This is a genomic window from Seonamhaeicola algicola (assembly GCF_007997385.1).
In the GTDB taxonomy this organism is placed as follows: domain Bacteria; phylum Bacteroidota; class Bacteroidia; order Flavobacteriales; family Flavobacteriaceae; genus Seonamhaeicola; species Seonamhaeicola algicola.
In genome coordinates, this window is record NZ_VOSC01000019.1 from 340,410 (window position 1) to 353,489 (window position 13,080).

Genomic DNA, 13,080 nt, shown 5'->3' on the forward strand with positions numbered 1-13,080 from the left:
AAAAATGGGTAAAGAAGTCGTAATTGTTTCAGCAGCTAGAACTCCAATTGGAAGTTTTTTAGGTGCACTATCTACAATTCCTGCCCCTAAATTAGGAGCTATTGCCATTCAAGGCGCTTTAAATAAAATTAACTTAAAACCAGAAATGGTTGAAGAAGTTATTATGGGTAACGTTGTACAAGCAGGCACAGGGCAAGCTCCAGCAAGACAAGCTGCTATTTATGCTGGCATACCTAACACAGTACCTTGTACTACTGTTAACAAAGTTTGTGCTTCTGGCATGAAAACTGTTATGCAGGCTGCACAAGCAATTGCGCTTGGTGATGCCAATATTATTGTTGCCGGAGGTATGGAAAATATGAGCTTAATACCACACTATTTGTATGCTCGTACGGGTACTAAATTTGGTCCAACATCATTAATTGATGGTATGCAAAAAGATGGATTAGTTGATGCTTATGACCAAAATGCAATGGGTGTATGTGCTGATGCTTGCGCTACCGAATATAATTTTTCAAGAGAAGATCAAGATGCATTTGCAATACAATCATACCAAAGATCTGCCGCTGCTTGGAATGCTGGTAAATTTAACAATGAAGTAGTTCCTGTTGAAGTTCCTCAACGTCGTGGTGATGCCATTGTTGTTTCAAAAGACGAAGAATATTCAAACGTTAAAATAGAAAAAATACCAAACTTACGCCCTGCCTTTACAAAAGATGGTACTGTAACCGCTGCTAATGCTTCTACCATAAATGATGGTGCAGCTGCACTGGTTTTAATGAGTAAAGAAAAAGCTTTAGAACTTGGTTTAAAACCTTTAGCAACCATAAAAAGTTATGCCGATGCTGCTCATGAACCTGAATGGTTTACAACAGCACCAGCAAAAGCGCTTCCAAAAGCTTTAAATAAAGCGGGTGTTAAAATTGAAGATATTGAGTTTTTTGAGTTTAACGAGGCCTTTTCTGTTGTTGGGCTTGCAAATATGAAAATTTTGGGCTTAAATGATACCAATGTAAATGTAAACGGAGGCGCGGTTTCTTTAGGGCATCCATTAGGTTGTTCTGGTGCCAGAATTATAGTTACATTATTAAATGTTTTAGAACAAAATAACGCAAAATTAGGGGCTGCTGCAATTTGTAATGGTGGTGGCGGTGCTTCTGCTATTGTTTTAGAAAGAAATTAATACAGTTTAATGCAGTACGGAATTTGTAGTTTAAGCGTTGTTCCTTTAAGAAATGAGCCTGCCGACACCAGTGAACTTGTTACCCAAGTATTGTATGGCGATTTTTTTAAAGTATTAGAACAACGAAAATATTGGAGTAAAATACGATTAGATTTTGATGCTTATGAAGGTTGGATTGACAACAAACAGTACATTGAAATTTTAGAAGAAAACTACAAACAATTACAAGATAGTCCTCTAAAACTATCGTTAGATTTAGTAGAATTTATTCAAGATACCAACAACCAACTACACCCTATATTGTTAGGTTCATGTTTAAGTGGTTTACAGTTACTAAATCATACGTATGATGGCAACACAACACAAGGCCAAATAGCCAAAGAAAACATTATTACAACTGCTTTTTCATACCTAAATGCTCCGTATTTATGGGGCGGAAAAACACCTTTTGGTATAGATTGTTCTGGTTTTACTCAAATGGTTTACAAACTAAACGGATATAAATTATTAAGAGATGCTTCACAACAAGCAACACAAGGAGAAGCCCTAAGTTTTATTGAAGAAAGTGAACCTGGTGATTTAGCTTTTTTTGATAATAATGAAGGTATAATAACACATGTAGGCATAATTATGAAAGATAATTATATTATTCATGCCCACGGAAAAGTAAGAATTGACAGACTTGATCATTCAGGTATTTATAATGTTGATAAACGCACACACACACATAAATTACGGGTCATTAAAAAAATTATTTAATAAAAAAAGGCTGCTTTAAAAGCAGCCTTTTTTTTGTTTTAAAAGAAACTGATATTAGTTTCCAGATTCAATAGAATCTACAATTTCTTTCATTTCTTTTTGCTTTGCAGTTTCCCCTAAAATACTATAAATATTCATTAAAGTTTTTGCTGCATTAATGTTATCACCATCCATTTCCAAAGCTTTAGTTAAGTAAGGAACAGCTTCTCTATATAAGTTTTGTCTTTCTTCTCTTAACTCATCATAACGTTTATCATCAGCTGCAGAACTTCCTAAACCATTCATTTCTTTAATAATACCTTCTTCTTTACCTAAAATTAAAGCAGATAAGTTAATGTAAGCATTACTATAAGAAGGATCTAACTCTATTGCTTTTTCATAATAAGATTTAGCGGCATCATTATCGCCAGATTCTGAAGCAATAACACCTAAATTATATTGTAACTCAGCGTTATCAGGGTCCATTTGAGTTGCTTGCTCTAAAAGCTTTTTAAACTCCTCTGTATTACCCATTTTAAAATGCACATTAGCTTCAGATAGTAATAAATTAATATCATCAGGACTTTCAGCTCTTGCATCTTTCATTGCTTGTAATGCTTTTTCATTATCACCATTACTTACATAAATTAATGCAATATTTTTTACTATTTCAGGCTTTTTAGATTCTGTAGTTTTTTCAAAAGGTTTAATGTGTGTTTTAGCTGATTTTACAGATAAATCACGTAATTCTTTACTTTGAAAAACTTCCTCTTCTTGTGTGGTTTTGTTAACAGCATAGTATTGTGTACCAATACCTGTGTAACCTAAATCTCTTAATTGCTCATATAAACTTAAAGCTCTGTCATACTCTTTTACATTAACTGCTGTAGCCGCAGCGTAATATAAATAAGCAGTATCTTTTTTGGTTACGTTATATGCTCTTTCAAAATACTTTGACGCTGAAGAATAATCGTTCTTTTCATAAAAACCATTACCTTTTTGAAGTAAAGCGTTTGTAATATCTTGTTTTAATTTAGCAATTTCAGCTGGGTAAGCAGATTTTACGTTACCGAAACTTTCTAAAGCAGCATCAAAATCGGCTAAATTACCCGCGCCGTTAGAGTATAGGGCTTGTCCTTTTAAGAAATAAAATTTGTCTTTAGACTTATCGTCCATTGCAGACATTAAAGATTCTGCTTGATTAATTGCGGTTTTAGCTTCTGCAAAATTGTTACTTTTAATAGCTTTTTCTGCTGCTTTTAATTCTTTTTTTTGAGCAAATGAAAAGCTGCAAATTGCTAAAGATAAAGCTACAAGAGTTTGTTTCTTCATTTTTAAAAATATTATTTATTAATTATCAGTGTTATCGTTATTAGTATTATCAATAGTTGTGCCATCGTTGGTAACATCATTATTTTCAGCACCTTCAGCGTTTTCTACATCATCTTCATCATGCATTACTTTGGCTACCGCAGCAATAGAGTCGTTACCTTTAAGGTTTATTAATTTAACACCTTGGGTGGCTCTACCCATGGTTCTTAAATTTGCAATTTCTAATCTAATGGCAATTCCAGATTTATTAATAATCATTAAATCATCATTATCTGTTACTGTTTTAATAGCAACTAAACTACCTGTTTTATCTGTAACAGAAATTGTTTTAACCCCTTTTCCGCCACGGTTTGTTATTCTGTAAACAGCTTCACCATCTTCTGGATCATCAATAAATGTACGTTTTCCGTATCCGTTTTCAGAAACCACTAAAACAGTTTCTTCTTGAGGGTTGTTTATGGTAACCATACCTATTACCTCGTCTTTATCATGTGCAAGTGTAATACCTCTTACGCCTGATGCACTTCTACCCATTGGTCTGGTTTTAGCTTCTTCAAACCTAATGGCTTTACCAGATTTTAGTGCTAACATTACTTGGCTATCACCTGTGGTAAGTTTAGCTTCTAAAAGTTCATCTTCTTCTTTAATTGTAATGGCATTGATACCGTTTGTTCTTGGGCGCGAATACTGCTCTAAAGCAGTTTTTTTAACTTGCCCGTTTTTGGTTGCCATTATTACGTAGTGGCTGTTTATGTATGCTTCATCTTTTAAATCTTGAGTACAAATGAAAGCTTTTACTTTATCATCTTGTTCAATATTTATTAGGTTTTGAATAGCACGCCCTTTGGATGTTTTACTTCCTTCAGGAATTTCATAAACACGCATCCAGAAACATTTTCCTTTTTGTGTAAAGAATAACATGTATTGGTGGTTTGTGCCAACAAATAGATGTTCAAGAAAATCTTCATTTCTGGTGGTTGATGCTTTTTGGCCTACACCACCTCTATTTTGTGTTTTGTATTCAGTTAACGATGTACGTTTAATATAACCAGCATGCGAAATGGTAATAACCACTTTTTCATTTGGTATCATATCTTCAATACTCAAATCGCCTCCTGCATATTCTATTGTAGATCTGCGCTCATCGCCATATTTTTCTCTTACAACTTCAAGCTCTTCTTTAATGATATCCATTCTGCGTTCTTTTTTATCAAGGATATCTTTTAAATCTTCAATAGTTTTTAATAACTCATCATACTCCGCACGTAATTTATCTTGCTCTAAACCGGTAAGCTGGCGCAAACGCATTTCTACAATTGCTTTGGCTTGTATTTCGGTAAGTTTAAAGCGCTCCATAAGCTTTTCTCTAGCTTCTTCGGCGTTTGATGATGCTCTAATTAAAGCTATAACTTCATCTATATTATCTGAAGCTATTATTAAACCTTCTAAAATATGTGCGCGTTCTTCGGCTTTTCTTAATTCATATTGTGTTCTTCTTACAACAACTTCGTGCCTGTGTTCAACAAAATAATGTATTAAGTCTTTTAAGTTTAATAATTGTGGGCGCCCGTTTACTAGTGCAATGTTATTTACACTGAATGATGATTGTAAAGCTGTGTACTTATATAATTTATTAAGTACAATATTTGGTATGGCATCACGCTTTAATACGTATACAATACGCATACCTTTTCTATCAGATTCGTCTCTAATAGTTGCAATACCTTCTAACTTTTTATCATTAACAAGGTCGGCAGTTTTTTTAATCATGTCTGCCTTATTAACTTGATAAGGTATTTCGTTAACAACAATACACTCACGCCCATTTACCTCTTCAATATTAGCTTTACCACGCATTACAATACGGCCTCTACCGGTATGGAAAGCTTCTTTTACGCCATCATATCCATAAATAGTACCACCTGTTGGAAAATCAGGTGCTTTTATATGTTGAATAAGTTCATCAACTTCAATATCGTTATTTTCAATGTAAGCTATTGTACCATTAACAACTTCTGTTAAGTTGTGTGGTGGCATATTTGTTGCCATACCAACTGCAATACCAGAAGCACCATTAACTAATAGGTTTGGTATTCTTGTTGGTAAAACGGTTGGTTCTTGTAATGTATCGTCAAAATTTAATTTATGATCTACAGTTTCTTTTTCAATATCTGCCAACATGTCTTCAGATATTTTTTGCATACGCGCCTCTGTATAACGCATTGCTGCAGGACTATCGCCATCTATAGAACCAAAGTTTCCTTGGCCATCAACTAATAAATAGCGTAAGCTCCACTCTTGTGCCATACGCACCATAGTATCATACACTGATGTATCACCGTGTGGGTGATATTTACCTAAAACTTCTCCTACTATTCTTGCAGATTTTTTATGTGCACTATTTGCTTTTACTCCAAGCTCATGCATACCATATAGTACACGCCTGTGAACTGGCTTTAAACCATCTCTTACATCAGGTAAAGCACGTGACACAATGACTGACATTGAATAATCAATGTAAGCCGATTTCATTTCATCTTCAATGTTAATAGGAATCAATTTCTCTCCTTCTGCCATAAATAATCTATTAATATTTTTATGAGTTTTTCAAAACATGCTAATATAAGTATTTCAAAAGTGCTAATAAGTGATTAATGTTAGTTTTTTAACACTATTTATTAACAATTTCACACCCTTTTTTAGTTAATAAGTAAAAGTTTGAAAATTTTGATTTTCTAAAGATTTTTTTGTCAATTAGCATTCTACTTATAATTTAAGGTATAGTTTTTGCCTTTACTAACTATAATTAGTATTTTTAATGCAGAAAGGAATTTAATTATGGATGATAATTTTTCACCAAGAGTAAAAGATGTAATTGCTTACAGCAAAGAAGAAGCATTGCGCTTAGGTCATGATTTTATTGGCACTGAGCATTTAATGCTAGGCCTTTTGCGAGATGGCAACGGTAAAGCTATTAGTATTTTAAACGCTTTAGATATAGACTTAAACCATTTGAGACGTAAAGTTGAAATTTTAAGTCCGGCAAATCCAAATATTAGTATTGCTACTAACCAAAAAAAGAACTTGCATCTAACAAGACAGGCTGAACGCGCCTTAAAAACAACGTTTTTAGAAGCCAAATTGTTTCAAAGTACCTCTATAAATACAGCACATTTATTATTGTGTATTTTAAGAAACGAAAATGACCCCACTACCAAGCTTTTAAATAAGCTGAAAGTTGACTATGATAATGTTAAAGAACAATTTAAATTTATGATTACAAACGATAATGATTATATAGAACCGAAAGCTGAATCTTTTCAAGATGATAGCTCAACCCCTGAAGATGATGCTTCAAAAGATATTTTTAATACACCATCTAGCAAAACCAATAAAAAATCTAAAACACCCGTTTTAGATAATTTTGGGCGCGATTTAACTGCTCTAGCCGAAGAAGGCAAACTAGATCCCGTTGTTGGACGCGAAAAAGAAATACAACGTGTGTCTCAAATTTTAAGCAGACGAAAGAAAAACAACCCACTTTTAATAGGTGAACCAGGTGTTGGTAAAAGTGCCATTGCCGAAGGTTTAGCGCTTAGAATTGTAAAGCGTAAAGTTTCTAGAATACTGTTTAACAAACGTGTTGTAACGCTAGATTTAGCCAGCTTAGTTGCCGGTACTAAATACCGCGGACAGTTTGAAGAACGTATGAAAGCCGTAATGAATGAGCTTGAAAAGAATGATGATGTCATCCTTTTTATTGATGAAATCCACACCATTGTTGGTGCAGGTGGCGCTACCGGTAGTTTAGATGCTTCAAACATGTTTAAGCCAGCTTTAGCCCGTGGTGAAATTCAATGTATTGGTGCCACAACGTTAGATGAATACAGACAATATATTGAAAAAGATGGCGCTTTAGAGCGTCGTTTCCAAAAAGTAATTGTTGAGCCAACAAGTGTTGAAGAAACTATTGAAATTTTAAACAATATTAAGGCTAAATATGAAGACCATCATAACGTTGATTACACACCCGAAGCTATTGAAGCTTGTGTGAAATTAACTAACAGATACATGACTGAGCGCTTTTTACCAGACAAAGCTATTGATGCTTTAGATGAAGCAGGCTCGCGTGTACATATCACAAATATTGATGTGCCTAAACAAATTATTGAACTTGAAAAACAACTGGAAGACATTAAAGAAACCAAAAATGCAGTTGTAAGAAAGCAAAAATATGAAGAGGCTGCTAAACTTAGAGATGATGAAAAACGCTTAGAAAAAGAATTAGCCATAGCCCAAGAAAAATGGGAAGAAGACACCAAACAACATAGAGAAATTGTAACTGAAGATAATGTAGCTGATGTTATTTCTATGATGACAGGTGTTCCTGTAAACCGCATTGCTCAAACCGAAATTAATAAATTGGCAGAGTTACCAAACTTAATTAAAGGTAAAGTAATTGGTCAAGATGAAGCGGTAAGCAAAGTTGTTAAAGCTATACAGCGTAACCGTGCTGGTTTAAAAGACCCTAACAAACCAATTGGTTCGTTCATTTTCTTAGGGCAAACTGGTGTTGGTAAAACGCAATTAGCTAAAATACTTTCAAAAGAATTATTTGATAGTGAAGATGCCCTTGTTAGAATTGATATGAGTGAATACATGGAAAAATTTGCCATTTCAAGATTAATTGGTGCACCTCCAGGATATGTTGGTTATGAAGAAGGCGGACAGTTAACTGAAAAAGTACGCCGTAAACCATACGCTGTTATTCTATTAGATGAAATTGAAAAAGCACACCCTGACGTATTTAACATGCTTTTACAAGTGCTTGATGACGGTTATTTAACTGATAGTTTAGGTAGAAAAATTGATTTTAGAAATACCATTATCATAATGACATCAAACATTGGAGCCAGAAGACTTAAAGATTTTGGTACAGGTGTTGGTTTTGGTACATCGGCACAAAAAGCACAAGAAGATGCCAATGCCAGAAGCGTTATTGAAAATGCTTTGAAAAAATCATTTGCACCAGAGTTTTTAAATAGAATTGATGATGTTATTGTTTTCAACCCGCTTGAAAAAGAAGACATCAACAAGATTATAGATATTGAGTTAGAAAAACTTTTAGCTAGAATTAAAAATCTTGGTTACATTTTACAATTAACTAATGAAGCTAAAGATTATATTGCCGAAAAAGGTTTTGATAAACAATACGGAGCAAGACCTTTAAAACGTGCTATTCAAAAATACATTGAAGATGCTTTAGCTGAAGAAATTGTATCAACCAATGTACAAGAAGGTGATAAAATAACTATTGATTTAGATAGTGATTCTAATGAATTAAAAATTTCAGTTGAAAAAGCTGAAGAATCTGCAGAGTCATAAACATAAATAAAATAACTCACACAAAAAGAGCTAACTATTTAAGTTAGCTCTTTTTTTATTCTATTAAATTGGCACAGCATAATCATGCTTTATCTCACCCATTACAAAGGTACTATGTGCACTACCTATATTTTTTATGCTGCCTAGGTGGTCTAAAACAAAATTTTGATACTCCTTCATATCATACACCATAATTTTTAATAAAAAATCATAATCACCAGAAATATTATAACACTCTACAACTTCTTTTAGCGCCATTATATCTTTAACAAATTGGCGCCCTATGGTGCGTGTATGTTCTTTTAAAGTAACATTACAAAATACAACTAAGCCTTTATTTAATTTCTCTGCGTTTAAAATAGCAGCGTACTTTTTTATAAATCCGTTTTTTTCTAATTTCTTAACACGTTCAAAAACCGGGGTTGCAGATAAGTTTACTTTAGCACCAAGCTCTTTAACGGTTAAATTTGAGTTGTGTTGTAACAATCTTAAAAGTCTTAAATCAATATCGTCAAGTCGTGGTGTAGAATTATTTTCCATAGAAATACTTTTAAATAACAAATAAAAGAATTTTATTCTTTAATAAAAACATTAAAAAGTTATTTAACCCAATATTACAGAGTTATTATTTGTTTTTATTCTAAAAATATAATTTTGAACAGTAATAAAAACCATTTAAAACACCATGAAAACTACTATTTTAGGCTACCCAAGAATTGGCAAAACCAGAGAACTTAAAAAAGCTTGTGAGCAATATTGGGCGGGTAAAACTACCGAAACAGACTTAATAAATACTGCTTCAAACATTAAAAAAGATAATTGGTTAAACCAACAACAAATTGGTATAGACAGCATACCATCAAACGATTTCTCTTTTTATGACCAAGTTTTAGATACCTGCCTAACTTTGGGTTGCATACCTGAGAGATTTAAAAAAATAAACCACAATAATTTACTAAATTTATATTTTGCAATGGCCCGCGGATTGCAAAATGACCACATTGATGTTACTGCCATGGAAATGACAAAGTGGTTTGATACTAACTACCATTATATAGTTCCTGAATTTGAAAAAAACCAGAGCTTTAGCTTTTTCTCAAAAAAAATAATTGATGAATATAAAGAAGCGCTTAGCCATGGCGTAAAAACTAAACCCGTAATTATCGCCCCTGTAACTTTTTTACTTTTAGGAAAAGAAAAAGAAACTGGTTTTGATAAACTAGACTTGCTTGAAAATTTACTTCCCGTATATTTTGAAATTTTAGATGAATTATCAAAACTAGGAGTTGAATACATACAATTTGATGAACCTTGCTTAGCTTTAGATATAACCACAAAGGCACAAGATGCTATTACATACACCTACAAAGCTATCAGCGAAAAATTTCCGCATTTAAAAATATTTTTAGCTAATTATTTTGATTGTTACGGCAATAATTTAAATCTAGCTTTAAACTTACCTGTACATACTTTACATTTAGATTTGGTGCGTTGCTCACTTCAAATTGATGATATTTTACATACTGAAAATTTCAACCCAAAAACCCATATATCATTAGGCTTAGTTGATGGTAGAAATATTTGGATAAACAATTTTGAAGATTCATTAAAAATTATTGATAAAATAACAACTAAAATACCAGCTGATAAATTATGGATTGCAACATCATGCTCTCTATTACACGTACCGTATGATTTAAATTCAGAAAAAAACATACAACCAGATATAAAACAATGGCTTGCCTTTGCACAACAAAAACTAGAAGAAGTTGTAGCTATAAAACATTTAGCAAGTGCTGATAATAATGATTTTGTTTATTTATTTGAAGAAAACAAACTGGCAAATATTAACAAATCAAAATCTAAAATTATACACAATTCAAACGTAAAAAACCGTGTAAATAATCTATCTGCTTCTTACAGCGAAAGAAACAGTACTTTTAAAATTAGACAAGCAAAACAAAAACACAGTTTAAAATTGCCCCTTTTTCCAACAACAACTATTGGTTCTTTTCCACAAACAAAAGAGGTTAGAAATTGGCGATTACAACACAAAAAAGGACAACTTTCAACAGAAAATTATAATAAAAATATTGCCGAAGAAATTGAAAAATCTATACGCTTTCAAGAACATATTGGTTTAGATGTTTTAGTTCACGGTGAGTTTGAACGTAATGATATGGTTGAATATTTTGGCGAACGTTTAAACGGTTTTGTATTTAGTGATTTTGGTTGGGTACAAAGTTATGGCTCTAGATGTGTTAAGCCGCCTATTTTATTTGGCGATGTATCTAGAAAAGAACCACTAACAGTTGCTTGGTCTACTTACGCACAATCTTTAACACCATTACCGGTAAAAGGCATGTTAACAGGCCCTGTAACTATTTTACAATGGTCTTTTGTTAGAAATGATCAACCCCGTGCAACAACCTGTAATCAAATAGCTTTAGCAATTAGAGATGAAGTAGCCGATTTAGAAGCGAACGGTATTAAAATTATTCAAATTGACGAACCTGCAATTAGAGAAGGTTTACCTTTAAGAAAAAACGAATGGCAACATTATCTTAATTGGGCTATAAATGCTTTTAAAATTTCGGCAAGTGTAGCAAAAGATGAAACCCAAATACATACTCACATGTGCTACTCTGAATTTAATGATATTATTGAAGATATTGCTAAAATGGATGCCGATGTGATAACTATTGAAACCTCGCGCTCTGAAATGGAATTATTAGACGCTTTTGTTAATTTTAAATACCCCAATGAAATTGGCCCTGGTGTGTATGATATACATTCACCTAGAGTACCTACGGTAACCGAAATTGAAATACTGCTAAATAAAGCTAAAGAAGTTTTACCAAAAGAACATATATGGGTAAACCCAGACTGCGGCTTAAAAACCCGCCATTGGCTCGAAACTAAAACCGCCCTAAAAAACTTAGTTTTTGTTGCCAAAAAACTTAGAGAAGAAGCATTGCAACTTGCTTAATTTTTTTTAAACTTAAAAAGCATTTATGTTACAAAACATAAATGCTTACTTTTTTAAAATTAAGCCTTTTCGGGTACTTTAAATAATAGTACAATACCTAGTAAAAAGAACACGAATAGAAACAAAATAGCTGAACGCATACTTGCTATTTGATCTACAACTGCAAAAATTGTCATACCTATTACTATGCCTATTTTTTCGGCAACGTCATAAAAGCTAAAATACGATGTTGTATCATCAGTTTCTGGCAAAAACTTTGAATACGTAGATCTTGCTAAAGATTGTACACCACCCATTACAAAGCCAACTATTACAGCTGCAATATAAAATTGCACAGGCATTTTCATAAAAAATGCATAAAAGCAAAGTGCCATCCAAATTACATTTATTGCAATAAGTGTTTTTATGTTTCCGTATTTTATAGACATTCTAGATGTAAGTACAGCACCACCAACAGCCACTAATTGTATAACCAAAATACTTACTATTAAACCTTGAGTTTTTTCATCGTTATTAGCCCAAGCTATTTCTTTTTCACCAAAGTAAACAGCCATTAGCATTATGGTTTGTACAGCCATACTAAATACAAAAAAAGCATTTAAGTAACGTTTTAACCTTTTATTAGTTTTTAATTGCTGCCATACTATTTTTAATTCTCTAAAACCATTAAAAACTACATGCTTAGTTACTTTATGGCCTTTTGAGCTTCCTTTTGGTAAATAATAAAAAGTGTATTGGCTAAACAAAATCCACCAAAGCCCTACAGTTACAAATGAGTATTTCATCATTTGCATTTTTGCAGCACCATCTGTTTGGCTCATAACCATGGCTAAATTCACAATAAGTAAAATAACACTACCAATATAGCCCCATGAAAAACCTTTAGCACTTATACTATCTTGCTGTTCAGGGAAAGCAATATCGGGCAGGTATGAGTTATAAAACACCAAACTACCCCAGTAGCCCAATAACCCCATAAAATAAAAAAGTACACTTGTGTGTATATAACTTAAATTGAAAAAATATAAACCAATACACCCTAAACCACCCATGTAGCAGAAAAATTTCATAAAATTCTTTTTATTACCAACATAATCTGCAATACCCGATAAAATAGGAGATAAACATGCTACAACTAAAAATGTAAATGCTGTTACAATAGATATTAAAACGGTTTGTTTCATTTCAAAACCAAAAGCATTTACTAATTGGTTTTTGTCTTCAAATAAGCTAGAGTAAAATATTGGGAATATTGACGAAGCTATTGTAAGGGTATAAACCGAGTTTGCCCAATCATAAAACGCCCAAGCATTTAGCAATTTTTTACTTCCTTTTTTTAGTGTAGCCATAATAAAAAAGCTGCTCTTTATTGAGCAGCTTCTAAAGTATAAAAATATTTTTATTGAAACCCAATTTAGAGACGCTTTTAAAGAATACTCAAAAAATTGTTTTC

At 32.7% G+C, this 13,080-nt stretch carries 8 protein-coding genes; 4 read left to right on the forward strand and 4 right to left on the reverse strand.

Annotated elements, in window-relative coordinates; translation table 11 throughout:
- Window positions 1–4: 4 nt before the first annotated feature.
- Complete coding sequence (locus tag FUA26_RS06870; RefSeq protein ID WP_147133467.1) at window positions 5–1,183, forward strand: acetyl-CoA C-acyltransferase; 1,179 nt, start codon at window positions 5–7, stop codon at window positions 1,181–1,183.
- A gap of 9 nt (window positions 1,184–1,192) precedes the next feature.
- A complete protein-coding gene (locus FUA26_RS06875) occupies window positions 1,193–1,942 on the forward strand; it encodes a C40 family peptidase (RefSeq protein WP_147133470.1) in 750 nt (249 codons plus the stop codon).
- Between the two features lie 54 nt (window positions 1,943–1,996).
- Here FUA26_RS06875 and FUA26_RS06880 read toward each other — a convergent pair whose 3' ends face one another.
- Together FUA26_RS06880 and gyrA are read right to left on the reverse strand one after the other, a co-directional pair.
- Window positions 1,997–3,253, reverse strand: coding sequence for a tetratricopeptide repeat protein (locus FUA26_RS06880; RefSeq protein ID WP_147133473.1), 1,257 nt, complete (start codon window positions 3,251–3,253; stop codon window positions 1,997–1,999).
- 18 nt (window positions 3,254–3,271) lie between these two features.
- A complete protein-coding gene (gene gyrA / locus FUA26_RS06885; RefSeq protein WP_147133476.1) occupies window positions 3,272–5,830 on the reverse strand; it encodes a DNA gyrase subunit A in 2,559 nt (852 codons plus the stop codon).
- 261 nt (window positions 5,831–6,091) lie between these two features.
- Here gyrA and FUA26_RS06890 point away from each other — a divergent pair, with 261 nt between their 5' ends.
- The gene (locus tag FUA26_RS06890; protein ID WP_147133479.1) at window positions 6,092–8,638 is read left to right on the forward strand and encodes an ATP-dependent Clp protease ATP-binding subunit; all 2,547 of its coding nucleotides are present in this window, start codon (window positions 6,092–6,094) and stop codon (window positions 8,636–8,638) included.
- Window positions 8,639–8,701: 63 nt separating this feature from the next.
- Here FUA26_RS06890 and FUA26_RS06895 read toward each other — a convergent pair whose 3' ends face one another.
- Window positions 8,702–9,178 (reverse strand): Lrp/AsnC family transcriptional regulator, encoded by a 477-nt coding sequence (locus tag FUA26_RS06895; RefSeq protein ID WP_147133481.1) that lies wholly within the window; start codon window positions 9,176–9,178, stop codon window positions 8,702–8,704.
- A 145-nt stretch (window positions 9,179–9,323) separates the two neighbouring features.
- On the opposite strand from FUA26_RS06895, the gene metE reads away from it, so the two are divergent.
- Window positions 9,324–11,627 carry a 5-methyltetrahydropteroyltriglutamate--homocysteine S-methyltransferase gene (metE, locus tag FUA26_RS06900; protein WP_147133484.1) on the forward strand — a complete coding sequence of 768 codons (2,304 nt, stop codon included), beginning with the start codon at window positions 9,324–9,326 and terminating at the stop codon, window positions 11,625–11,627.
- A 59-nt stretch (window positions 11,628–11,686) separates the two neighbouring features.
- Here metE and FUA26_RS06905 read toward each other — a convergent pair whose 3' ends face one another.
- Window positions 11,687–12,976 carry an MFS transporter gene (locus tag FUA26_RS06905; RefSeq protein ID WP_147133487.1) on the reverse strand — a complete coding sequence of 430 codons (1,290 nt, stop codon included), beginning with the start codon at window positions 12,974–12,976 and terminating at the stop codon, window positions 11,687–11,689.
- Between the last annotated feature and the right edge of the window lie 104 nt (window positions 12,977–13,080).